Origin of the sequence: Nocardioides eburneus (assembly GCF_040838215.1) — a bacterium.
Taxonomy (GTDB): Bacteria; Actinomycetota; Actinomycetes; order Propionibacteriales; family Nocardioidaceae; genus Nocardioides; species Nocardioides eburneus.
The window spans coordinates 106,850-130,259 of sequence record NZ_JBFPJR010000010.1; the positions used below are offsets into that span (position 1 = coordinate 106,850).

General features: G+C 69.2%; 18 protein-coding genes and 1 tRNA gene. 6 read left to right on the forward strand and 13 right to left on the reverse strand.

Translation table 11 applies throughout. From position 1 onward, the window contains the following. The first annotated feature begins 173 nt into the window (after positions 1-173). The 3 genes from gltB to pyk all read left to right on the forward strand — a co-directional run bounded on the left by gltB (position 174) and on the right by pyk (position 7,841). Positions 174-4,718: a glutamate synthase large subunit gene (gene gltB / locus AB3X52_RS07820; protein WP_367992982.1), complete on the forward strand. Its 4,545-nt coding sequence runs from the start codon at positions 174-176 to the stop codon at positions 4,716-4,718. A gap of 65 nt (positions 4,719-4,783) precedes the next feature. Continuing rightward, positions 4,784-6,250: a glutamate synthase subunit beta gene (locus AB3X52_RS07825; RefSeq protein WP_367992984.1), complete on the forward strand. Its 1,467-nt coding sequence runs from the start codon at positions 4,784-4,786 to the stop codon at positions 6,248-6,250. Positions 6,251-6,374: 124 nt separating this feature from the next. Continuing rightward, positions 6,375-7,841 (forward strand): pyruvate kinase, encoded by a 1,467-nt coding sequence (pyk, locus tag AB3X52_RS07830; RefSeq protein ID WP_367992986.1) that lies wholly within the window; start codon positions 6,375-6,377, stop codon positions 7,839-7,841. Positions 7,842-7,856: 15 nt separating this feature from the next. On the opposite strand, the gene AB3X52_RS07835 is transcribed toward pyk, so the two are convergent. Further along, positions 7,857-7,929: transfer RNA gene (locus AB3X52_RS07835), tRNA-Leu, on the reverse strand. Positions 7,930-7,988: 59 nt separating this feature from the next. Here AB3X52_RS07835 and AB3X52_RS07840 point away from each other — a divergent pair. Then, positions 7,989-8,639, forward strand: coding sequence for an ANTAR domain-containing response regulator (locus tag AB3X52_RS07840; RefSeq protein WP_367992988.1), 651 nt, complete (start codon positions 7,989-7,991; stop codon positions 8,637-8,639). Between the two features lie 42 nt (positions 8,640-8,681). Here AB3X52_RS07840 and AB3X52_RS07845 read toward each other — a convergent pair whose 3' ends face one another. The 8 genes from AB3X52_RS07845 to AB3X52_RS07880 form a co-directional block, all read right to left on the reverse strand. Next, on the reverse strand, positions 8,682-9,395 hold the full coding sequence (locus AB3X52_RS07845) for an ABC transporter ATP-binding protein (protein WP_437440542.1): 714 nt from the start codon (positions 9,393-9,395) through the stop codon (positions 8,682-8,684). Further along, a complete protein-coding gene (locus tag AB3X52_RS07850; protein ID WP_367992990.1) occupies positions 9,392-10,291 on the reverse strand; it encodes an ABC transporter ATP-binding protein in 900 nt (299 codons plus the stop codon). The genes AB3X52_RS07845 and AB3X52_RS07850 overlap by 4 nt, the downstream gene beginning before the upstream one ends. After that, positions 10,288-11,472 carry a branched-chain amino acid ABC transporter permease gene (locus AB3X52_RS07855; protein ID WP_367992992.1) on the reverse strand — a complete coding sequence of 395 codons (1,185 nt, stop codon included), beginning with the start codon at positions 11,470-11,472 and terminating at the stop codon, positions 10,288-10,290. Before AB3X52_RS07855 ends, AB3X52_RS07850 begins: the two co-directional genes overlap by 4 nt. Continuing rightward, positions 11,469-12,461: a branched-chain amino acid ABC transporter permease gene (locus AB3X52_RS07860; protein WP_367992994.1), complete on the reverse strand. Its 993-nt coding sequence runs from the start codon at positions 12,459-12,461 to the stop codon at positions 11,469-11,471. Before AB3X52_RS07860 ends, AB3X52_RS07855 begins: the two co-directional genes overlap by 4 nt. A gap of 106 nt (positions 12,462-12,567) precedes the next feature. Next, the gene (locus tag AB3X52_RS07865; RefSeq protein WP_367992996.1) at positions 12,568-13,773 is read right to left on the reverse strand and encodes a branched-chain amino acid ABC transporter substrate-binding protein; all 1,206 of its coding nucleotides are present in this window, start codon (positions 13,771-13,773) and stop codon (positions 12,568-12,570) included. 321 nt (positions 13,774-14,094) lie between these two features. Further along, positions 14,095-14,859 carry an amino acid ABC transporter ATP-binding protein gene (locus tag AB3X52_RS07870; RefSeq protein WP_367992998.1) on the reverse strand — a complete coding sequence of 255 codons (765 nt, stop codon included), beginning with the start codon at positions 14,857-14,859 and terminating at the stop codon, positions 14,095-14,097. Continuing rightward, positions 14,856-15,650, reverse strand: a complete 795-nt coding sequence (locus AB3X52_RS07875) for an amino acid ABC transporter permease (protein ID WP_367993000.1) — start codon at positions 15,648-15,650, stop codon at positions 14,856-14,858. Before AB3X52_RS07875 ends, AB3X52_RS07870 begins: the two co-directional genes overlap by 4 nt. A 13-nt stretch (positions 15,651-15,663) precedes the next feature. Next, positions 15,664-16,449, reverse strand: a complete 786-nt coding sequence (locus tag AB3X52_RS07880; protein WP_367993002.1) for a transporter substrate-binding domain-containing protein — start codon at positions 16,447-16,449, stop codon at positions 15,664-15,666. A gap of 245 nt (positions 16,450-16,694) precedes the next feature. On the opposite strand from AB3X52_RS07880, the gene AB3X52_RS07885 reads away from it, so the two are divergent. Beyond that, positions 16,695-17,267, forward strand: coding sequence for a GNAT family N-acetyltransferase (locus tag AB3X52_RS07885; RefSeq protein ID WP_367993004.1), 573 nt, complete (start codon positions 16,695-16,697; stop codon positions 17,265-17,267). Between the two features lie 45 nt (positions 17,268-17,312). Here AB3X52_RS07885 and AB3X52_RS07890 read toward each other — a convergent pair whose 3' ends face one another. After that, positions 17,313-17,771: a hotdog fold thioesterase gene (locus AB3X52_RS07890; protein ID WP_367993006.1), complete on the reverse strand. Its 459-nt coding sequence runs from the start codon at positions 17,769-17,771 to the stop codon at positions 17,313-17,315. Positions 17,772-17,863: 92 nt separating this feature from the next. Here AB3X52_RS07890 and polA point away from each other — a divergent pair, with 92 nt between their 5' ends. Beyond that, positions 17,864-20,548, forward strand: a complete 2,685-nt coding sequence (gene polA, locus AB3X52_RS07895) for a DNA polymerase I (protein ID WP_367993008.1) — start codon at positions 17,864-17,866, stop codon at positions 20,546-20,548. Positions 20,549-20,572: 24 nt separating this feature from the next. Here the strand turns inward: polA and AB3X52_RS07900 are convergent, their stop codons facing one another. The 3 genes from AB3X52_RS07900 to AB3X52_RS07910 form a co-directional block, all read right to left on the reverse strand. Then, positions 20,573-21,838 (reverse strand): lipopolysaccharide biosynthesis protein, encoded by a 1,266-nt coding sequence (locus tag AB3X52_RS07900; protein ID WP_367993010.1) that lies wholly within the window; start codon positions 21,836-21,838, stop codon positions 20,573-20,575. 11 nt (positions 21,839-21,849) lie between these two features. Beyond that, positions 21,850-22,677, reverse strand: a complete 828-nt coding sequence (locus AB3X52_RS07905) for a class I SAM-dependent methyltransferase (RefSeq protein ID WP_367993012.1) — start codon at positions 22,675-22,677, stop codon at positions 21,850-21,852. 124 nt (positions 22,678-22,801) lie between these two features. After that, on the reverse strand, positions 22,802-23,410 hold a 609-nt coding region (locus AB3X52_RS07910; RefSeq protein ID WP_367993014.1), incomplete at its 5' end, for a binary toxin-like calcium binding domain-containing protein.

Below are 23,410 nucleotides of genomic sequence, written 5' to 3' on the forward strand. Positions count from 1 at the left end.
CCGATGGAACGTCTGTGTCACATACTGGTAACCTACGATCATCGCGCGGGCCAATGCCGTCCCCTGCACCACCTGCCATTGCCGACCTCGCACGGCGCGCGCACCCTCTGACGGAACTCCCAGAGTCCTGAGTCGGGGCGCGTTCTGCGCACGGACAACGACGGGAGAACTCGGTGCCCTACGAGCACTCGTTCCCTACTCCTCAGGGGCTTTACGACCCCCGCTTCGAGAAGGACGCCTGTGGCGTCGCCTTCGTGGCCACCCTCACCGGTGAGCCCACGCACGAGATCGTCCAGCAGGGCGTGCGTGCCCTGCTGAACCTCGACCACCGCGGAGCCGCGGGCGCGGAGACCAACTCCGGCGACGGCGCCGGCATCCTCATCCAGGTCCCCGACGCCTTCCTGCGGGACGTCGTCGGCTTCGAGCTGCCGGTCAGGGGCTCCTACGCCGTCGGTACGGCGTTCCTGCCGGGCGACTCCGAGCACGTCGAGACCACCGCGAAGCAGATCGAGGAGATCGCCGCGGAGGAGGGCCTCGAGGTCCTCGGCTGGCGCGACGTGCCGGTCAACCCGGCCTCGCTGGGCGCTACCGCGCTCGCCGTGATGCCGACCTTCCGCCAGCTCTTCGTCGCGGGCGCCAAGCAGCGCGTCGCCGGCATGGCGCTCGAGCGGATGGCGTTCTGCCTGCGCAAGCGCGCGGAGCGTGAGACCGACGTCTACTTCCCGTCCCTCTCCTCGCGCACCCTGATCTACAAGGGCATGCTGACCACCACGCAGCTCGCCGAGGTCTACCCCGACCTGGTCGACGAGCGCGTCGCCTCGGCGATCGCCGTGGTCCACTCGCGGTTCTCGACCAACACGTTCCCGAGCTGGCCGCTGTCCCACCCGTTCCGCTACATCGCCCACAACGGTGAGATCAACACCGTCATGGGCAACCGCAACTGGATGCGGGCCCGCGAGGCGCTCCTCGAGTCCGACCTGATCCCGGGCGACCTCGAGCGGCTCTTCCCGATCTGCACCCCCGGCGCCTCCGACTCGGCCAGCTTCGACGAGGTGCTCGAGCTGCTCCACCTCGGTGGCCGCAGCCTCCCGCACGCGGTCCTCATGATGATCCCCGAGGCGTGGGAGAACCACACCGAGATGGACCCGAAGCTGCGGGCCTTCTATGAGTTCCACGCCTCGCTCATGGAGCCGTGGGACGGCCCGGCGTCGGTCGTCTTCACCGACGGCACCCAGGTCGGCGCGGTCCTCGACCGCAACGGTCTGCGCCCCTCGCGCTACTGGGTCACCGACGACGGCCTGGTCGTCCTCGCCTCCGAGGCCGGTGTGCTCGACGACATCGACCCGGCGAAGGTGATCCGCAAGGGCCGCGTCCAGCCGGGCCGGATGTTCCTCGTCGACACCGACGAGCACCGCATCATCGAGGACGCCGAGATCAAGGAGAGGCTCGCGGGCGAGCACCCGTACGACGAGTGGCTCCACGCCGGCCTGGTCCGCCTCGAGGACATCCCCGAGCGCGAGCACATCGTCCACACCCACGCCTCGGTGACGCGGCGCCAGCAGGTGTTCGGCTACACCGAGGAGGAGCTTCGCGTCATCCTCGCGCCGATGGGCAACACCGGCGCCGAGCCGATCGGCTCGATGGGCACCGACAGCCCCATCGCGGCGCTCTCCGCGAAGCCGCGACTGCTGTTCGACTACTTCAGCCAGCTCTTCGCGCAGGTCACCAACCCGCCGCTGGACGCCATCCGTGAGGAGCTCGTCACCTCGCTCAACGGCACCATCGGCCCCGAGGCCAACCTCCTCGAGCCGACCCCGGCGTCGTGCCGCCAGGTCGTGCTGCCCTTCCCGGTCATCTCCAACGACGACCTGGCGAAGATCCGGCACATCAACCACGACGGTGACATGCCCGGGTTCGAGGTCCACGTGTCCCGTGGCCTGTACGACGTCGACGGTGGTGGCGCTGCCCTCGCGGCGCGCCTGGAGGAGATCTGCGGCGAGGTGTCGGACGCCATCGCCAAGGGTGCCCGCGTCATCGTGCTCTCCGACCGTCACGCGACGGCCGAGAAGGCACCGATCCCGTCGCTGCTCATGACGGCCGCCGTCCACCACCACCTGGTGCGCGAGAAGACCCGCACCCAGGTCGGCCTGATCATCGAGGCCGGCGACGTCCGCGAGGTCCACCACGTGGCGCTCCTCGTCGGCTACGGCGCCGCGGCGGTCAACCCCTACCTCGCGATCGAGTCGGTCGAGGACCTCGCCCACGAGGGCTACTTCGTCAAGGCCGACCCCGAGAAGGCGATGGCCAACACGATCAAGGCGCTCGGCAAGGGTGTCTTGAAGGTCATGTCGAAGATCGGGGTCAGCACGGTGGCGTCCTACACCGGTGCCCAGATCTTCGAGGCCGTCGGCCTGTCGCAGGAGCTGGTGGACGCCTACTTCACCGGCACGGTCTCCAAGCTCGGCGGCGTCGGCCTCGACGTCATCGCGGAGGAGGTCGCCAAGCGGCACGCCACGGCGTACCCCCGCGACGGCGTCGCTCCCGCCCACCGCGAGCTGCCGATCGGCGGCGAGTACCAGTGGCGTCGCGAGGGCGAGCCGCACCTCTTCGACCCGGAGACGGTGTTCCGCCTGCAGCACTCCACGCGCACCGGTCGCTACGACATCTTCAAGCAGTACACCGACCGGGTGAACCAGCAGTCCGAGCGGCTGATGACGCTACGCGGTCTGTTCAAGTTCAAGGGCGACCGCACCCCGATCAGCATCGACGAGGTCGAGCCGGTCGAGGCGATCGTCAAGCGGTTCAGCACCGGCGCGATGTCGTACGGCTCCATCTCGAAGGAGGCGCACGAGACCCTCGCCATCGCCATGAACATGCTGGGCGCGAAGTCCAACACCGGCGAGGGCGGCGAGGACCCGGACCGGCTCTACGACCCGAGCCGCCGCAGCGCGATCAAGCAGGTCGCGTCCGGCCGGTTCGGCGTCACGAGCGAGTACCTCACCAACGCCGACGACATCCAGATCAAGATGGCGCAGGGTGCCAAGCCCGGTGAGGGCGGCCAGCTGCCCGGCCACAAGGTCTACCCGTGGGTGGCCAAGACCCGGCACTCCACGCCGGGCGTCGGCCTGATCAGCCCGCCGCCGCACCACGACATCTACTCGATCGAGGACCTGGCGCAGCTGATCCACGACCTCAAGAACGCCAACCCGAGCGCGCGCGTCCACGTGAAGCTCGTGGCGGAGGTCGGTGTCGGCACGGTCGCCGCGGGCGTCTCGAAGGCCCATGCCGACGTGGTCCTCATCTCGGGCCACGACGGCGGGACCGGCGCCTCGCCGCTCACCTCGCTCAAGCACGCCGGCGGTCCCTGGGAGCTCGGCCTCGCCGAGGCGCAGCAGACGCTGCTCCTCAACGGGCTGCGCGACCGGATCGTCGTCCAGACCGACGGCCAGCTCAAGACCGGCCGCGACGTCGTCATCGCCGCCCTGCTGGGCGCCGAGGAGTTCGGCTTCGCGACCGCCCCGCTGGTGGTCTCGGGCTGCATCATGATGCGGGTCTGCCACCTCGACACCTGCCCCGTGGGCGTCGCCACGCAGAACCCGGTGCTGCGCGAGCGCTTCACCGGCAAGGCGGAGTACGTCGTCAACTTCTTCCGCTACATCGCGGAGGAGGTGCGCGAGCTGCTCGCCGAGCTCGGCTTCCGCTCGATCGACGAGGCGGTCGGCCACGCCGAGGTGCTCGACACCCGCGACGCGATCGACCACTGGAAGGCGGCCGGTCTCGACCTGACGCCGATCTTCCACCGCGCCGAGGTCCCGGCCCAGTTCGAGGGCCAGGCGCTGCGCAACACCGGTGGTCAGGACCACGGCCTGGAGAAGTCGCTCGACATCACCCAGCTCGTGCCGCTGGCCGAGCCCGCGCTCGAGCGGGCCGAGCCGGTCCGCGCCCAGCTGCCGATCCGCAACGTCAACCGGACCGTCGGCACGATCCTCGGCCACGAGGTCACCAAGCGGTACCGCGGTGAGGGGCTGCCCGACGGCACGATCGACATCACCTTCACCGGCTCGGCGGGGCAGTCGTTCGGCGCGTTCGTGCCGCGCGGCATCACGCTGCGCCTCGAGGGCGACGCCAACGACTACGTCGGCAAGGGTCTCTCGGGCGGCCGCCTCGTCATCCGGCCGGACCGGGCGGCGACGTTCAAGCCCAGCGAGCACATCATCGCCGGCAACACCATCGCCTACGGCGCCACCTCCGGACAGATCTTCGTCCGCGGCGGCGTGGGGGAGCGGTGCTGCGTCCGCAACTCCGGTGCCAGCGTGGTCACCGAGGGCGTGGGCGACCACGGCTGTGAGTACATGACCGGCGGACGCGTCGTCGTCCTCGGCAAGACCGGCCGCAACTTCGCGGCCGGCATGTCGGGCGGCGTCGCCTGGGTCCTCGACCTCAAGGCCCACCGGGTCAACCCGGAGCTGGTCGAGCTGACCGCCGTGGAGGAGAAGTTCCACGGCGAGCTCGAGGAGCTCGTCCGCGCCCACGCGGAGGAGACCGGCTCCGAGACCGCCGCCGAGCTGCTGGCCGACTGGCCGGCCGCCCTGACCCGCTTCACGCAGGTCATGCCCAGTGACTACAAGCGCGTGCTGGAAGCCCAGGAGGAGGCCCTCGAGGAGGGCCTCGACGAGGACGAGGCCGCCGCGCGGATTATGGAGGTACTTCATGGCTGAGCGGTATCTGCATCAGTCGACGTCAGGCCACAGCGGCCGCTCAGCTATGAAGGGGGCTGCACAGCATGGCTGATCCCAAGGGATTCTTGAAGCACGGTCGCGAGGTTGCGACCCGACGCGACGTCGAGGAGCGCGTCCAGGACTGGAACGAGGTCTACCCCGGTGGGGTGGGCCGGAGTCTGCTGCCGATCATCAACACGCAGGCCTCGCGCTGCATGGACTGCGGCATCCCGTTCTGCCACCAGGGCTGTCCGCTCGGCAACATCATCCCCGAGTGGAACGACCTGGTCTGGCGCAACGACTGGGAGACCGCGATCGAGCGGCTGCACGCGACCAACAACTTCCCGGAGTTCACCGGTCGCCTCTGCCCGGCCCCGTGCGAGACCGCCTGCGTTCTCGGCATCAACCAGGACCCGGTGACCATCAAGAACGTCGAGGTCTCGATCATCGACAAGGCGTGGGAGTCCGGCTACGTCAAGCCGCAGCCGCCCGAGTGGCTGTCGGGCAAGGCGGTCGCCGTCATCGGGTCGGGCCCCGCGGGCCTCGCCGCCGCGCAGCAGCTCACCCGGGCCGGTCACACCGTGGCGGTCTATGAGCGTGCCGACAAGATCGGCGGCCTGCTGCGCTACGGCATCCCCGAGTTCAAGATGGAGAAGAAGCAGGTCGACCAGCGCCTCGGCCAGATGAAGCGCGAGGGGACCATCTTCCGCACCGGGGTCGACGTCGGCACCGACCTCACGGGGCAGCAGCTCCTGGACCGGTACGACGCCGTCGTACTCGCCATCGGGTCGACCGTCCCGCGCGACCTGCCGATGCCCGGGCGCGAGCTCAAGGGCATCCACCAGGCGATGGAATATCTCCCGCAGGCGAACCGGGTCGCGCTCGGCGAGACCGTGGAGGACCAGATCCTCGCCACCGACAAGCACGTCGTCATCATCGGCGGCGGCGACACCGGTGCGGACTGCCTCGGCACCGCGACCCGCCAGGGCGCCAAGAGCGTGACGCAGCTGGAGATCATGCCCGAGCCGCCGGCCGACCGCCCCGCGGGGCAGCCGTGGCCGACGTACCCGATGATCTTCCGGGTCTCCTCGGCCCACGAGGAGAACGGCGAGCGGCTCTACAAGGCTTCGACCAAGGAGTTCCTGGGCGATGCCGACGGCCACGTCCGGGCGCTCAAGCTCGTCGAGGTGGAGTTCCAGGAGGGCAAGCTCGTCGAGATCGCCGGCACCGAGCGCGAGATCCTCGCCGACCTCGTCCTCTTCGCGATGGGCTTCGTCGGACCGCAGAAGCCGGGCCTCGTCGAGCAGCTCGGTGTCGAGCTCGACCCGCGCGGCAACGTCGCCCGTGACGGCGCCTACGCCACCAGCGTCCCGGGTGTCTTCGTCGCCGGTGACGCGGGGCGCGGCCAGTCGCTCATCGTGTGGGCGATCGCCGAGGGCCGTGCCGCGGCTGCGGCGGTCGACACCTTCCTCACCGGCTCGTCGACGCTGCCGGCGCCGATCAAGCCGACGGACCGCCCCCTGATGGTCTGACCCGGCGGCCTGAACCCGCGTCGAGTCGGCGTCTGTGCTCCGTGCACAGGCGCCGATTCGGCGTTCTGGGGACCCGCGCAGCGCGAGATGTGTTAGAACGATCCAACCCGATAGGGTGGAGGCCGTGAGGAGAGCGAAGATCGTCTGCACCCTGGGGCCTGCTGTCGGGACGGAGCGCCGGATCCGGGAGCTCGTGTATGCCGGGATGGACGTCGCGCGGCTCAACATGAGCCACGGCGACCACGAGGAGCACGCGGAGAGGTACCGCCTGGTGCGGGAGGCGTCGGACGCCAGCGGGCACGGCGTCGGCATCTTCGCCGACCTCCAGGGGCCGAAGATCCGGCTCGAGACCTTCGCCGAGGGAGCGGCGACGCTGCGGCGTGGCCAGCAGTGGACGATCACCACGCGAGACGTGCCAGGCGACGACCAGATCTGCGGGACGACCTATAAGGGACTGCCCGGCGACGTGAAGCCCGGCGACCCGATCCTCATCGACGACGGCAAGCTGCGCCTGCGCGTCATCGAGGTGACCGACACCGACGTGGTCACCGAGGTCCTCGTGGGCGGCCCGGTCAGCAACCACAAGGGCATCAACCTCCCCGGGGTGGCCGTCTCCGTCCCGGCCCTGTCCGAGAAGGACGAGGAGGACCTCCGGTTCGCCCTCCGCCTCGGTGTCGACTTCATCGCGCTGAGCTTCGTGCGCAATGCGGCGGACGCCGAGGACGTCCGCCGCATCATGCGCGACGAGGGCGTGATGGTCCCGGTGATCGCCAAGATCGAGAAGCCGCAGGCGATCGACAACCTCGACGAGGTCGTCGACGCCTTCGACATGTTCATGGTCGCCCGCGGAGACCTCGGTGTGGAGTGCCCGCTCGAAGAGGTCCCGTTCCTGCAGAAGCGGATCATCGAGCTGGCGCGGCTCAACGCCAAGCCCGTCATCGTCGCGACCCAGATGCTCGACTCCATGGTCGCCAACCCCTCGCCCACGCGGGCCGAGGCCAACGACGTCGCCAACGCCGTCCTCGATGGTGCCGACGCCGTCATGCTGTCGGCCGAGACGAGCGTCGGCGACTATCCGGTGCACACCGTCGAGACGATGGCGCGGATCATCACCGCCACCGAGGCGCACGCCTTCGCGGCGGGCGGCACCGGCGTCGGCCATCTGAGCCAGATCGACTGGAACCCGCACACCCGCTCCGGCGTCATCGCCAAGGCCGCCGAGGAGGTCGCCGAGCGGGTCGGCGCGCACTATCTCGTCGCGTTCACGACCTCCGGCGACTCCGCCCGTCGGCTCTCGCGCCTGCGCGGCCCGATCCCGCTGCTGGCGTTCACGCCGTTCCCCTCCGTGCGCTCCCAGCTCGCGCTCAGCTGGGGGGTCGAGACCTTCAAGACCGACGAGGTCGAGCACACCGACGAGATGGTGCGCCAGGTCGACGAGCAGCTGCTCCAGATCGGGCGGGTCAAGGAGGGCGACCTCGTCGTCATCATCGCGGGCTCGCCGCCGGGCATCCCCGGCTCCACCAACGCGCTCCGCATCCACCGCATCGGCGACGCGATCAACGAGGTCGCGCCGGCATACCGGCGGGGATGACGGCTGCGCGGCGAGTGCCCCGAGTCGGATTCGAACCGACACTGTGCGGTGTTTGAGACCGCCCTCTCTGCCGTTGGAGTACCGGGGCTCTGCGACGCCCCAACTTACCCGAGCGCCGCGGGCGGATGCGATCGGGGTGAAACATCGATGCCCTACCCTGACACCGTGACCGAGAGCGCCCCTGCCCCGAGCCCGACGCCCGCCCCGCGCACCGTGGTGATCGCGGAGGACGAGGTCCTCATCCGGATGGACCTCAAGGAGATGCTGACGGAGGAGGGCTACGACGTCGTCGGGGAGGCCGGTGACGGCCAGACGGCGATCGACCTCGCGACCGAGAAGCGGCCGGACCTGGTCATCCTCGACGTCAAGATGCCGGTGCTCGACGGCATCTCCGCCGCGGAGGCGATCGCCCGGCAGCGGCTCGCGCCGGTCGTCATGCTGACCGCGTTCTCCCAGCGCGACCTGGTCGAGCGGGCGCGCGACGCGGGCGCGATGGCCTACCTCGTCAAGCCGTTCAGCGTCACCGACCTGGTTCCCGCGATCGAGCTGGCGATGAGCCGCTTCCAGGAGCTTGCGCAACTGGAGAAGGAGGTCGCGGGCCTCCACGACCGACTGGAGACCCGCAAGGCCGTGGACCGCGCGAAGAGCATCCTGCAGTCGGGGCTCAGCCTGAGCGAGCCCGAGGCGTTCCGCTGGATCCAGAAGACCGCCATGGACCTGAGGCTCTCGATGCGCCAGGTGGCCGAGGGCGTCATCGAGCACGGCCCCGGAGACGCGTCGGCGGGCAGCGCCGAGTGACGCTGCCCGCCGAGGAGCGGTGAGGGGCCTTCGCCGCACGGCTCAGGCGACGCCGAGGTAGGCCTCCTTGATGGCCGGGTTGGCCAGCATCTCCTGGCCCGTGCCGGCGTTCGTGATCTGGCCCGTCTCGAGGACGTAGGCGCGGTCCGCGAGAGCGAGCGCCTGGTTGGCGTTCTGCTCGACGAGCAGGACGGTGGTGCCCTGCTCGTTGACCTGCCTGATGATCGTGAAGACCTGGCGGATGAACTGCGGCGCCAGGCCCATCGACGGCTCGTCGAGCAGCAGGATGCGCGGCCGTGACATCAGCGCCCGACCGATCGCGAGCATCTGCTGCTCGCCGCCGGACATGGTGCCGCCCTTCTGGTTGAGCCGCTCCTTGATCCGCGGGAAGAGGTCGAAGACCCGGTCGAGGTCCTCCTTGATCCCGGCCTTGTCCCTCCGGCCGTAGGCGCCCATGTCGAGGTTCTCCATGACCGTCATGGCCGGGAAGATCCCGCGGCCCTCCGGGGCCAGCGAGATGCCCCGCTGGACGCGTCGGTGCCCCTTGAGCTTCGTGATGTCCTCACCCTCGAGCAGGATCGACCCGTGCGAGAGCGAGAGCAGCCCCGCGACGGCGCGCATCGTGCTGGTCTTGCCGGCGCCGTTCGCGCCGATCAACGTGACGACCTCACCCTCCTCCACGGTGATGGAGAGACCGTCGATGGCCTGGATCCGCCCGTAGTGGATGGACATGTCCTTGATCTCAAGCAGGCTCATACCTGAGCCTCCTCTCCCAGGTAGGCGGAGATCACCGCAGGGTTCTCTCGGATCTCCTTGGGCGGGCCCTCGGCCAGCAGCTTGCCGAACTCGAGGACGACGATCCGGTCCGTCACGCCCATGACGAGCTTCATGTCGTGCTCGATGAGCAGGACGGTGTAGCCGTCGTCGCGGATCGTCCTGATGAGCTCCATCAGGTCCTCCTTCTCGGCCGGGTTGAAGCCCGCCGCGGGCTCGTCGAGGCAAAGCAGCTTCGGGTCCGTCGCCAGGGCGCGCGCGATCTCGAGCCGCCGCTGGTGGCCGTAGGGGAGTGCGCTGGCCTTGGTCATCGCGGCCTCGGCGATGCCGACGAACTCGAGCAGGGCCATGCCGCGCTCGATGGTCGACTTCTCTTCACGCCGATGGCGGGGGATCCCCAGCATGGCTCCGAACAAGCTGGTGCGATGGCGGGTGTCGAGGCCCACGGCGACGTTCTCGAGCGCCGTCATCTCGCCCCAGAGGCGGATGTTCTGGAACGTCCGGGCCAGACCCATCCGGGTGATGGTGTGCTGCTTCTTGCGGAGCAGTGACACCCCCTCCAGGCGAACGTCGCCGCCCGACGGCTTGTAGACGCCCGTCATGGCGTTGAAGCAGGTCGTCTTGCCGGCGCCGTTGGGGCCGATGAGCCCGAGGATCTCTCCACGCTTGATGTCGAAGCTCACCGAGTCGAGCGCGGTGAGACCACCGAAGGTCACCGACAGGTTGTCGATCTCGACCAGCGTCTGACCGACACCGACCGCGATGTCACGCTCGGCGGCGGCCTTCTCCGCGGCCTCCGAGTCCAGCGACGGCGGCGCGGCGGGCTCGACGTAGTCCGGGATCACCTCGGGGATCTCGTCGTGGTTCTGGTCGGTCACGACGCGGCCTCCTGAGCGGGGTCGGGGGTCGGTTCAGGCGTACGACGGCGGGCGGCGAGCTCGCGGGTGCGGGCGCGTGCCGCGCGGCCGTAGGCCAGCAGGTGCGCCCGAGCGCCGATCAGGCCCTGCGACCGGAAGATCATCAGGAGCACGAGGGCCACGCCGAAGATGAGGTACTTGTAGTCGGCGATCGACGTGAACCGGTTGGGGATGTAGGACACCAGCGCGCCGCCGATGATGACGCCGAGCTTGTTGCCGGAGCCACCGAGGATGACCGCGCAGAGGAACAGCACCGAGGTGACGACGTCGAACTTCTGGTTGTTGACGAAGCCCACCTGGCCGGCGAAGAGCGCACCCGACAGACCACCGATGGCGGCGCCCGTCGCGAAGGCCCAGATCTTGAACTTGAAGGTCGGGACGCCCATGATCTCGGCGGCGTCCTCGTCCTCGCGGATCGCGATCCAGGCGCGACCCACGCGGCTGCGCTCGATGTTGCCGAGCAGGATCATGACCAGGACGATGATGCCGACGGTCAGCATGTACCACGGCGTGCCGTGGTTGTTGGTGAAGATCGGGATCCCGTCGCTCCCGGTGCCGGGCGGGTGGCCGACCTCCTTGAAGCCCTGCTGGCCGCGCATCGCCGGGATGATCGTGGCCAGCAGTCGGATGATCTCGCCGAAGCCGAGGGTCACGATCGCGAGGTAGTCACCCCGCAGTCGCAGCGTCGGGATGCCGAGGCAGACGCCGAAGACCACCGTGACGAGCATCGCCAGGGGCAGGGTCCACAGGTAGGGAATGTGGACCGCCGAGGAGTCGGGGCTGGTCCACAGCGCCGCGACGTAGGAGCCGACGGCGAAGAAGCCGACGTAACCCAGGTCGAGGAGTCCTGCCTGGCCGACGACCACGTTGAGTCCGAGGGCCACCAGGGCGAAGCGCGCCATGTCGAAGCACGCGAGCGGCCAGTCGTTCCCGGGCTCGGTCGTGATGATCGGCGGGTTGATGACGGGCAGGAAGAAGACGACCGCGGCGATCGGCAGCAGGATCGCCCACTGCTTCACGCGAGGCTGCTGCTCCCACCACTGGTTGAGGCCGGCGAAGCGTCCGGGCTTGTTGGCGTGCTCGGCGAGCTCCTCGAGGTGCTTCTGGGCACCCTCCGAGCCGAGGACGGGTTCGGTGCTCATGCGCGTACCTTCCCGAGGTCGGAGCCGAGGAGTCCGGTGGGCCGGACCATCAGGATCAGGACCAGGACGACGAAGCTCACGACGTCGGTCCACTGCGAGTTGCCGAGCAGGATCTGGCCGTAGTTACCGATCAGGCCGAGCAGCAGGCCGCCGACGAGGGCGCCGCGGATGTTGCCGATGCCGCCGAGGACGGCGGCGGTGAACGCCTTGATGCCGAGGATGAAACCGCCGTTGTAGATGACCCCCGAGGGCACCTTCATCACGTAGAAGAGCGACGCCGCGCCGGCGAGGAGACCGCCGATGACGAACGTCGTCACGATGATGCGCTCGCGGTCGACTCCCATCAGCGTGGCGGTGTCGGGGTCCTGGGCGACAGCACGGACGCCGCGACCCAGGCGCGTGCGGCGGACGAACTGGTCGGTGAGGACCATCATCACGACGGCCGCGACGACGATGAGGATCTGCTGGGAGTCGACGGTCGCACCGAAGACGGTGAACACCGGCTGCGGGATGAACATCGTGACCGACTCCTCCGCGGAGGCGCCACGCCAGAGGTAGATGAGGTACTGGATGGCGAAGGAGGCACCGATCGCGGTGATCAGGAAGGCCAGCCGCGAGGCGTTCCGCGAGCGCAGCGGCTTGTAGGCCAGCCGCTCCAAGAGGAACGCCACCACGGCCGAGGCGACCATCGCGGCGACACAGCTGGCCACGAGACAGCCGATGAGCTCGATGACCGGCATCTGGAGCGGCGACGGCCCGAAGCCGAGCGCGCTCAGCGTGAACACGCAGGCGTAGGCGCCGGAGATGAAGACCTCGGAGTGCGCGAAGTTGATCAGGTTCAGCACGCCGTACACGAGGGTGTAGCCCAAGGCGACGAGGGCATAGATCGCCCCGAACGTCAGACCGTCGAAGGTGACCGGCCAGAAGTTCTGACCGAGTGAGGACCAGTCGAAGCTGATCCACTGGTTGTCGATGAGGGGATGTATCACGGGAGGGATCCTCGGTGTTCCGATGAACAGGGGGCTGGGGCGGACGAAGGGGGCCGCCCGACTGGCGGGCGGCCCCCTGCGGTCACGGCCTGCTCGCGGGAGCGGGTCAGCCGATGGAGCCGACGGAGACGATCTTCCCGTCCTGGACCTTGTAGCCGAAGACCGGCGTCTCGGCGAGCTCGCCGGTGGCGTCCCACTTGAGCTTCTTGCTCAGGCCCTGGCCGTCGTAGTTCTTGACGTAGTCCTTGAGCTTGGCGCGGGTCGTGTTGCCGGCGTCGATCCCGGACAGCAGCACCGTGGCGGCGTCGTACGCCTCGACGGAGTAGGTGCCGGGCTCGGCCTTGAACTGCGCCTTGTAGTCCTTCTCGAAGTCCGGGATCAGGTCGCCCGGGAGGCAGGGGCAGGTGAAGTAGGCGTTGCTCGACGAGGAGCCGGCCAGCTTGATGAACTGGTCGTCCTTGACGCCGTCGGGGCCGATGAACGTGCCCTTGTAGCCCTTCGAGACGAGCTGCTGGTCGAGCGGAGCGCCCTCGGCGTAGTAGCCGGAGTAGAAGACGGCGTCCGGCTTCGCGTTCATGATCTTGGAGACCACGGCCGAGAAGTCCTTCTGACCGGTCGTCACCTTGTCGGTGCCGGCGACCTCGTCACCGAGCGCCTTCTGAGCGGTCTCGGAGAGGCCGATGCCGTAGTCGGAGTCGTCCTGGACGACGTAGACGGACTTGGCGCCGAGCTTGTCGGCCAGCGACTTGACCGCCGGGCCCTGGACGTTGTCGTTGCCCAGCGCGCGGAAGAAGGTCGTCCAGCCGTTCTTGGTCAGGCCGGGGTTCGTGGCCGACGGCGTGATGTGGACGAGCCCGGCCTGCTCGAAGATGTTGCCGGTCGCCTGCGACTCGCCCGAGAACGGGAGGCCGACGACCCCGATGATGGCCTTCTCGTTGGTCGCCTGGGTGACCGGACCGGTGGCCTTGTTGGGGTCGCCCTCGGTGTCGAACTTCTTGAACGTCACCTGGCACTTCGGGTTGGCCTTGTTGTGGGCGGTAATCGCCTGCTGGACACCGTTGTAGATGTTGATGCCGAGCTGGGCGTTCGGGCCGGTCTCGGCACCGATGTAGGCGATCGTGGTGCCCGCCGGGCAGGTGGCCTTGCCGTCGCCGGCGGGGTTAGCGGCGTCGGCCGGGACGGTGATCTTGCTCTGAACCGGCAGGTCCTTGAGGTTGCTCCCACCCGCGCTCTCGGTGGAGGCGGTGCCGCAGGCGCTGGCCGCGAGGGCCACCGCGCCGACTGCGGCAGCGAGCTTGAAGGAATGGCGCATCTGGTCTCCGTGTGTCCGGCCCGGTGGGTCTTGGTCCCGTCGGGTGTGAGAGTCGCTGTCGGTGTCACGGTCGTCTCGGGGACGAGCGCTGTCCTGCGCGCGGAGCCTCGGCACGGGGCCCCCTGATCCAGTCGGCAACCGTCGGTCGCCGCCCGAGAGCGCACCGACACCCGACACCCAATCTGCGGGTGTCGGTGGGGGAAGGTTTGTCGCCTCCGACGAGCCTGTCAAGGAGGACACTCGAGTTGTGTCCGAGTCGTCACACGCGGCGACGTGCGCGAAACATTTGCGCGGGACCCGGCCCGGTTCGGAGATTCGTTGCTACAACACCTTCGAGAGGAACGACTTCGTGCGCTCGTTCTGCGGATCGCCGAGAACGGCCGCGGGCGTGCCCTCCTCGACGATCACGCCGCCGTCCATGAAGACGACCTTGTCGCCGACCTCGCGCGCGAAGCCCATCTCGTGGGTGACGACCATCATCGTCATGCCCTCCGTGGCGAGGTCCTTCATGATGGCCAGCACGTCGCCCACGAGCTCGGGATCGAGCGCCGAGGTGGGCTCGTCGAAGAGCATCATGTCGGGGTTCATCGACAGTGCCCGGGCGATCGCGACGCGCTGCTGCTGCCCGCCGGAGAGGTGAGCGGGGTAGGCGTTCTCGCGCTCCGCGAGGCCGACCTTCGCGAGGTTGAGCCGGGCCACCTCGACCGCCTCGGCCCTCGAGCGCTTGAGGACCTTCTGCTGGGCGAGGCAGAGGTTCTTGAGGACGGTCATGTGCGGGAAGAGGTTGAACTGCTGGAACACCATGCCGATCCGCGAGCGGACCGCGTCGAGGTCGGTCTCAGGGTCGGTGATGTCGATGCCCTCGACCAGGATCCGTCCGGAGGTCGGGTCCTCGAGCCGGTTGACGCAGCGCAGGAGTGTCGACTTGCCCGAGCCGGACGGCCCGATCACGCAGACGACCTGCCCGGCGTCCACGCGGAAGTCGATTCCCTTGAGGACCTCGTTGTCGCCGTAGTACTTGTGCAGCTGCGAGACCTCGATGGCAGGTACGTCGCTGGTCGGCTGCTCCTTGGAGAGTGCGGTCATCGGGCCCTCTGCTGCTTCTTCTCCAGCCACGCCACCAGACGGGTGAGCGGCAACGTGATCACCAGGTAGAGCACCGCGGCCATCGTGAGGCTCGTCGCGGTGCCTGCGGACACGCCTGAGTTCATCATGTCCCGCGCAACGTTGGTGAGCTCCCGCGAGCCGACGGTCGCACCCACGAAGGCCAGCAGCGAGGTGTCCTTGATGAGGAGCACCATCTCGTTGGTCAGCGGCGGGATGATGATCCGGAACGCCTGGGGTAGGACGATGAAAGCCATCGTCTTGCCGCTGCTCATGCCCAACGAGCGCGACGCCTCCGTCTGGCCCTTCGGCACCGCCTGGATGCCCGCGCGCAGCGTCTCGGCCATGTAGGCGCCTGCCACGACCACGAGGCCGACCAAGCCGGCGCCGAGTACACCGCCGGGAGGACGCCAGCCGGTGGCGATCGGGAAGCCGAACGCCATTCCCAGGATCGTCACCAGGGCCGGCAGTCCGCGGAAGAACTCGATGTAGGCCGTCGCCACCCAGCGGTAGACCAGCACCTCCGAGAGCTTCATGAGCGCGAGCACGACGGCCAGGACCAGTCCGGCAGCGAACGCGATCACCGTGTAGACGACCGTGTTCTTCACGCCGGTCACGACGAGATCGTGCCAGTTGTGCTTCAGGCCGTCCGCGTTGAAGAAGGTCTCTTGCACCTTCGCCCAGTCCAACGACAGGATCAGTGCGAGCACGACGGCCAGCAGGACGACGTACAGCGCCAGGTGGCGCAGCAGCCGCTTGGTGGAACGCTTCATCGGCACGGTGGCGTCAGCTCACCTTGAAGTACTTGTCGTAGAGCTTCTGGTACTCCCCGTCCTTCTTGAGCTTGGCGAGCTGCTCGTCGACCTCCTTGACCAGCTCGTCATTGCCCTTCTTGGCGGCGAAGCCGTACTCCTCATCGGTGTCGAACTGCTGCACGATCGTGTAGCCGCCCGCCTGCTCGTGGGTCAGGTTGACCGGGAGGTCCTGGAGGAGCGCGTCGACCTGACCGGCCTTGATCGCCTGGAACTCCTCGGCGTCACTGGGGAAGGTGACGATCTTGGCGCCCTTGGCGTTCTTCTCGGCGTAGTCCTTGCCGGTCGTGCCCTGCTGGACGCCGACGTTCTTGCCGGCGAGGTCCTCGATGCTCTTGATCGACGAGCCCTCGGGGACGAGCAGCGACTGCTTGGAGTCGTAGTAGCCGTCGGTGAAGTCGAGGTTCTTCTTGCGGTCGTCGGTGATCGTGAGCGCGCTCGCGACCAGGTCGCAGGTCCCGGCGTTGAGGGCCAGTCCACTCTTGAGACTGTTGAAGTCCTCGTCGAGGACGGCAAGCTTGAGGTCCATGCCCTTGGCGACGGCGTTGACGATGTCGATGTCGAAGCCCTTGAAGCCGAGGGAGGAGCTCTTGTCGAAGTCCTCGAACGGGGCGTAGGGGACATCGCTGCAGACGGTGAGGGTGCCGTCCTTGACGAGCTGGGCGCCCGAGGCGGTCTCGCCACCGGAGCTGCCGCACGCGGACGCGGTCAGGGCAACGGCCGACAACGCGGCCAGGGACACCAGCGAGCGCTTGATCATGGCAGCGAACTCTAACGGCTCAGGCGCGCCACGTCGCCATTGCGAATCGTGTGGAACCGCTCCCACTCTCCTGGTTGATGTCTGTACCAAACCCCGTCGGGCGGCGTACCCTCCGCAAGGACACGTCGGGGGACAACGAGGTGCGGACTCGGACACACCTGTGGGCACAGCTTTGTCGTGGAGAGGGCCGGCGGCATGGAGCGCAGTGAAGCAGTGGCGAGTGGAGTGACAGCGGGTGCGGCGCAGTGAGCCGCACGTTGGTGGCGTTGCGCGAGGCGCACGTCGGTGACGCGAGCTTCCTCGTCGGATTGTGGCAGGACAGCATCCGTCCGGCCGACACCCAGGAGCAGATCGCCGATCTCGAGCTCGTGATCAAGGGCGCCGCCGAGTCGCCCGAGCAGCGGCTCCTGGTCGCGGAGTACGACGGGGAGCGCGCGGGCGCGGTCTACCTCCGCGCCACGACGTTCGGGCCGCTCAACCTCGAGCCGACGGTGCAGGCGTTCTCGCCGCACGTCGTGGACTGCTTCCAGCGCCGCGGCGTGGGACACGCCCTGATGGAGGCCGCCGTGACCTTCGCGGAGGAGCTGGGGATCGGCCACGTCGCCTCCGCGGCGCCGTCGGGCTCCCGTGACGGCAACCGGTTCCTCGCGCGGCTCGGGCTGGGGCCCCAAGGGGTCATCCGGCTCGCGCCGACGGTCACGATCCGCGGCCGGCTCGACGCGGCCAGGCCGTCCGGCCGTGCCCGGGGCAGCCGCAGCCACCTCGGCCAGGTGCTGGCCGCCCGGCGCTCCATGCGGCGGTCCCAGCCCGCGGGCTGAGCCGCCGGTGGAGGAGCCCGCCGGCCGGCGTACGCGATCCGGGGCTCAGGCGAAGCGCTGGGCGTCGACGAGCGAACAGGTGATGCGCGAGGTGCAGACGCGCTTGCCGCGCTCGTCGCTGATGACGATCTCGTACGTCGCCGACGAACGACCCAGATGAGCGGCCGTCGCGACCCCGGTGACGAGGCCCGATGTCGCGGCGCGGTGGTGGGTGGCGTTGATGTCGACCCCGACGGCGACCTTGCCCATGCTGCGCGCGTGGATGCCGGAGCCGATCGATCCGAGGGTCTCCGCGAGGACCACGGAGGCGCCACCGTGGAGCAGCCCGAACGGCTGGGTGTTGCCCTCCACGGGCATCGTTCCGACGATCCGGTCGGCCGAGATCTCGACGAGCTTGACGCCCATCTTCTCGTTGAGCCGGCCCGCGCCCTGCGGAAGGGAGGAGACGAAGGCCTCGATCTGGTCCGGGTCGGTGATGGTCGCGGGCGCCTGCTGGTCGGTCATGGCGCTCATCGTGGCAGACCGGGGCGCGCCGGCGGCCGGGGGACCACACCGGGAGGCTTGTCCGTGGTCGCGGATAGGCTCGGAGGGTGGCTGTGCCTACTGCTCAAACGACGCGTCCCCGTCTCCTGCTGCTCGACGGTCACTCGCTGGCCTACCGAGCGTTCTTCGCGCTCCCGGTGGAGAACTTCTCGACCGTCACCGGGCAGCACACCAACGCCGTCTACGGCTTCACCTCGATGCTGGTCAACGTGCTGCGCGACGAGCAGCCGACCCACGTCGCGGTGGCCTTCGACCTGTCCCGGCAGACCTTCCGCCTGGAGGAGTACTCGGAATACAAGGCGAAGCGCAACAAGACCCCCGACGAGTTCAAGAGCCAGCTGCCCCTCATCCAGCGCCTCCTCGACGCCTTCCGGATCCGGCACCTGACCTACGCCGGCTACGAGGCCGACGACATCATCGCCACCCTGACGACCGAGGCGCTCGCCGAGGGCATGGAGGTGCTGATCCTCACCGGTGACCGCGACTCGCTCCAGTTGGTGACCGAGCAGTCGACAGTGCTCTACCCGATGCGCGGCGTCTCCGACCTGGCGCGGATGACGCCGGAGGCCGTCGAGGCGAAGTACAAGGTGCCGCCGCACCGCTATCCCGAGCTCGCCGCGATCGTCGGCGAGACCTCCGACAACCTGCCCGGGGTCCCGGGCGTCGGGGCGGGCTTCGCGGCGAAGTGGATCAACCAGTTCGACGGCCTCGACAACGTGATCACCCATGCCGACCAGATCACCGGCAAGAAGGGCGAGGCGCTCCGCGCCCACCTGGGGGACGTGATCCGCAACCGGCGGCTCAACGCACTGGTCCGCGACCTGCCACTCGGGGTGGTCCCCGAGGAGCTCGCCCGATCCGAGTGGGACCGCCAGGCCGCGCTCGAGCTGCTCAACGAGCTGGAGTTCCGCGGCGAGTTGCGCACGCGTCTCACGGACGTGCTCGCCCCCGCCGAGGAGGAGCCGGTCGCCGAGTCGGGCTTCGATCTCGAGGGCCGGACGCTCGCGCCCGATGAGGTGGCCGGCTACCTCACCCGGCTCGGTCCGGATCCGGTCGGCGTCCACGTCCGTGGCGCGTGGGGCTCCGGCACCGGCCGCGTCGACGGCCTCGCCATCGCGGAGGCGAGCGGTCAGGCGGCGTACGTCGATGTGGCGGAGCTGGCCCCGGAGGGCGACGAGGCCATCGCCGCGTGGCTGGCGGACGCGGCCCGGCCGAAGGTGCTCCATGACGCGAAGGGCCCGGAGCTGGCGCTGGCCGCCCACGGCTGGCGGCTCGAGGGCCTCGCGAGCGACACCGCCCTGGCGGCCTATCTCGTGGCCCCCGACCAGCGCTCCTACGACCTGGCTGACCTCACGCTGCGTCACCTCAAGCGCGAGCTGAGGCAGGAGGCGGACGACGACCAGGGGGCGCTGTTCGACGAGGGCACGCAGATCGCCGAGACGGCGATGCTGCACGCCCGCGCGGTCCTCGATCTCGCCGCGGAGCTCGACGACGCGGTCGAGAGCGCCGGCGGGACCCGGCTGCTCGCCGAGGTCGAGCTTCCCCTGCTCCACCTGCTGGCACGCATGGAGCAGACCGGCATCGCGGTCGACACCGACCACCTCAATGCGCTCGAGCGCCACTTCGCCGGCGAGGTCAAGCAGGCCGCCGAGGAGGCCTACTCCGTCATCGGCAAGGAGATCAATCTCGGCTCGCCCAAGCAGCTCCAAGTGGTGCTCTTCGACGAGCTCGACATGCCCAAGACGAAGCGCACCAAGACCGGATACACCACCGACGCCGACGCGCTCCAGCAGCTCTACGTCAAGACCGAGCACCCGTTCCTCCTCGCGCTCCTGCGTCACCGCGACGTCACCCGGCTGCGGGTGACCATCGAGGGACTGCTGAAGACCGTCCAGCCCGACGGGCGCATCCACACGACCTTCAACCAGACGATCGCCGCGACCGGGCGGCTCAGCTCGACCGAGCCCAACCTGCAGAACATCCCGATCCGCACCGAGGAGGGCCGCCGCATCCGCGAGGGCTTCGTGGTGGGGCTGGGCTTCGAGTCGCTGATGACCGCGGACTACAGCCAGATCGAGATGCGGATCATGGCCGACCTGTCGCGCGACGAGCTGCTGATCGAGGCGTTCAGGTCCGGGCGCGACTTCCACTCGATCACGGCGGCGCGGGTGTTCGGCGTCGATGCCGACGCGGTCACGACGGAGCAGCGGGCGAAGATCAAGGCGATGAACTACGGCCTCGCCTACGGTCTCTCGGCCTTCGGGCTCTCCCAGCAGCTCGGGATCGAGCCGGCCGAGGCCCGCGGCCTCATGGATGAGTACTTCCTCACCTTCGGCGGCATCCGCGACTACCTGCGCGGCGTCGTCGACGAGGCGCGCAAGACCGGCTTCACCGAGACGATCATGGGACGCCGGCGCTACCTCCCCGACCTGACGAGCGACAACCGTCAGCGCCGTGAGATGGCCGAGCGGATGGCGCTCAACGCGCCGATCCAGGGCTCCGCGGCCGACCTCATCAAGGTCGCCATGCTGCGGGTCCAGGGTGCCCTCGAGACCTCCTCGCTGCGCTCCCGGATGCTGCTGCAGGTCCACGACGAGCTGGTCTTCGAGGTCGCGCAGGGGGAGCGGGAGGCGCTCGAGGCGCTCGTGCGCGAGCAGATGGGAGGCGCGGCCGACCTCGCCGTGCCGCTCGACGTCTCGGTCGGCACCGGCCGGTCGTGGCACGAGGCCGCCCACTGACGGGCGCAGCCGCGCGGCTGCGGCTCAGCCCGCGCCCTCGAGGGCCGGCTCGGGAAGGTCGTCGCGGAGGTGCCAGAGGCTGAGGCCGAGCAGCGAGACCGTCAGCGCGGCGTCCACGGCGCTGACCGTGACCAGGAGCGCGTTGAGCGAGCCGGTCGCGACGCCGATCGCGACGAGGAGCACCACAGCGCCCCAGATGAGGTACGCCGACGCGCGGTGCTGACGGGCCAGGACCGAGTAGACCAGCAGCTGGAGCACGGCGAGGACGGTGCCGAGCACGGCGAACAGCCAGAGCCGGTGCTGGACCGCGGTGTAGTCGGAGCCGCCGATGAAGATCATCGCGACGGGCGAGAGCAGCCAGGCGCCGAGGACGGACACCGCTCCACAGCCGCCCACGGCCGCCAGGCTCACCAGCAGCGACCGGCGGCGCTCGCCCGCCGTCGAGAGCGACGGGAACGCGACGACCACGACGAACTGGGGCAGGAACAGCACCGCCTTCGTGAGGATCAGGCCGCCGGCGTACAGCCCGGACTGGCGGTCGGTGAGCACGTTGCGGGCCAGGACGATGTCGACGTTGGAGAGCACGAAGAAGCCCAGCAGGGCGAACGAGCTGTGCAGCGTCTCGGTCACCGCTGGACGCAGGGGGCCGCGCGTCGCGACGCAGACCGCCGACGTACGGCGCCGCAGGACCCACCAGCCCACGACCGCCGGCGCGACCTGGGCGGCCGCTACGCCGGCCATGGCCGCCGCCTCGGTCGGCCGGAGCACGATGCAGGCCGTCCCGACGGCGACGCGGGGGAGCCCGAGCGCGAGGTAGACGGCGGCGAGCTCGAGCCAGCGTCGTTCACCCTGGAGGATGCCGGCTTGTCCGCCCATCACGGTCAGCGGCACCGCGCACGCGGCCACGAGCAGTGCGGGGATGATGCTGTCGAGCTTGAGGAGATGCCAGACCAGCGGTGAGGCGACCAGCATGACCCCGCCGACGACCGCGCTCGCCCGGTAGGTGACGGCGAGCATGAGGCGCTCGATCTCGCGCCCCCGGTGGGGCTCGGCGGAGACGCGCCGCGCGGCGGTCGCCTGGAGGCCGAGCTGGAAGACGCCGACCACGAGGAGCAGCGCCATCATGCTGGCGACCCCGCCGTACTGGTCGGGGCCGAGAAGGCGCGCAGCCATGATCTGGAAGCCGTAGGTCGCGACGTTCATGACCACGATGCACACCGCGAGGAACCCGCTGCCCTGGAGGAGTGTGCGGAGCCGACCGCGCGGCGGGCGCTGGAGCGTCGTCGTCACGAGGTCCGAGCCTAGGCCAGCAGGTTGGCGCCGAAGATGGCGGTGCCCGGTGTGAGCAGGCCGCGCGTGCGCGACCACCCGCCCCACACCCGGTCGTGGTCGCGCGGCCACTCCGGCTCGGCGAGGTCCGTGAGGGCGAACCCGGCGTCCGCCAGCAGCCTCACCCAGTCCCCGAGGGTGCGGTGGTGCTCGACGTACGACACGATGCCGGTCTCGGCGTCGACCTCGACGTACGGCGTCCGGTCCCAATAGCTCTGGGACGCGACCAGCCCGTCCTCGCCCGGGTCGTCGGGGAACATCCACCGGGTCGGGTGTGTGATCGAGAAGGCGAACCGGCCTCCCGGGCGCAGCACCCGGACCGTCTCGGCGATCGCGTCCTCGATGTCGGCGACGAACTGGAGGGCGCCGAAGGAGCAGAAGACGATGTCGAAGGTGGCGTCGCGGAAGGGCAGGTTCGTCGCCGTGCCCTGGACGGCAGGCACCTCAACGCCGGTCTCGAGGTCGAGCCGGTGAGAGTGCTGAAGCTGGCGGTAGGACAGGTCGAGGCCGATCGCGCGGCCGCCCTTCGTGGCGACCCAGCGTGAGCACTGGCAAGCGCCGGAGCCGAGCTCGAGCACGTCTTTGCCGCCGACGTCTCCGAGGAGGCCCAGCTCGGCCTCGGTGATGCCCTCCGGCCCCCAGACGAAGCCGGCATCACCGAGGAAGGCGCCATGGGTGGCTTGGTACTCGTCCGCGTAGCGGTCCCAGTCGGGGCCGTTGGCCCGCCGTGACTCCTTCTCGGTGACGGGGCGACGCTCCGCGTGAACGGGCCGGTCCGAGCTGTTCGGAGTCTGCTCCACGAAGGGCGAGCATAGGCGCTCGATGATGACCGACGGGCCCGGGCTGGTCAGCCCGGGCCCGCCTCCGCCCCGCCAAGGTGCGGTCAGGTCGTCATCCGAGTCGGATGACGGGTCTCGTGGTGCGTCAGCCCCTCTTCCTGCCGGCGGCGCTCTTGACGTCGACCGGGTTGCTGCCCAGCTTCGTCTCCACGCCGTCGCCCCAGCCGCCGCGGTCGGTGTCGTAGTCGAGCGGGTTGCTCTTCGCCCGCTTGAACTTGGCGTTCTTGCTGCCCGTCACTTCCTGCTTGTCGTTCAGGCCGTCCGCGTCGGTGTCCTTCTTCGTCGGGTCGGTCTTGATGACGAGCGTCTTGGTGACCCACCGGCCCGAGCCCTTGGCGCGGATCCGGAGCTTCACCGTGGTGCCGCGGAGCTCCTGCTTGTCGCTCAGACCCTCGCCGTCGGTGTCCTTCTTGCGGGGGTTGGTCTTGAACAGGAAGGACCTCTTGACGGTGCCGCCGTTCTTCTTGCTCTTGACGACCTTGAGCCAGACGCGGGTGCCGGTGATCTCCTTCTTGTCCGTCAGACCGTCGCCGTCGGTGTCCTTCTTCGTCGGCTTGGTCTTGTACTTGGTGACTTCGGCGCCGTCCTTGAGGCCGTCGCCGTCGGTGTCGGCCTTGGTCGGCTTGGTCTTGTACTTGGTGACTTCGGCGCCGTCCTTGAGGCCGTCGCCGTCGGTGTCGGCCTTGGTCGGCTT

Bases quoted from the DNA above. Each gene is read 5' to 3' on its own strand.
- AB3X52_RS07825 (WP_367992984.1), top strand. From the start codon at position 4,784: ATGGCTGATCCCAAGGGATTCTTGAAGCACGGTCGCGAGGTTGCGACC.
- AB3X52_RS07840 (WP_367992988.1), top strand. From the start codon at position 7,989: ATGCCCTACCCTGACACCGTGACCGAGAGCGCCCCTGCCCCGAGCCCG.
- AB3X52_RS07845 (WP_437440542.1), bottom strand. From the start codon at position 9,395: ATGAGCCTGCTTGAGATCAAGGACATGTCCATCCACTACGGGCGGATC.
- AB3X52_RS07855 (WP_367992992.1), bottom strand. From the start codon at position 11,472: ATGAGCACCGAACCCGTCCTCGGCTCGGAGGGTGCCCAGAAGCACCTC.
- AB3X52_RS07865 (WP_367992996.1), bottom strand. From the start codon at position 13,773: ATGCGCCATTCCTTCAAGCTCGCTGCCGCAGTCGGCGCGGTGGCCCTC.
- AB3X52_RS07870 (WP_367992998.1), bottom strand. From the start codon at position 14,859: ATGACCGCACTCTCCAAGGAGCAGCCGACCAGCGACGTACCTGCCATC.
- AB3X52_RS07875 (WP_367993000.1), bottom strand. From the start codon at position 15,650: ATGAAGCGTTCCACCAAGCGGCTGCTGCGCCACCTGGCGCTGTACGTC.
- AB3X52_RS07880 (WP_367993002.1), bottom strand. From the start codon at position 16,449: ATGATCAAGCGCTCGCTGGTGTCCCTGGCCGCGTTGTCGGCCGTTGCC.
- AB3X52_RS07890 (WP_367993006.1), bottom strand. From the start codon at position 17,771: ATGACCGACCAGCAGGCGCCCGCGACCATCACCGACCCGGACCAGATC.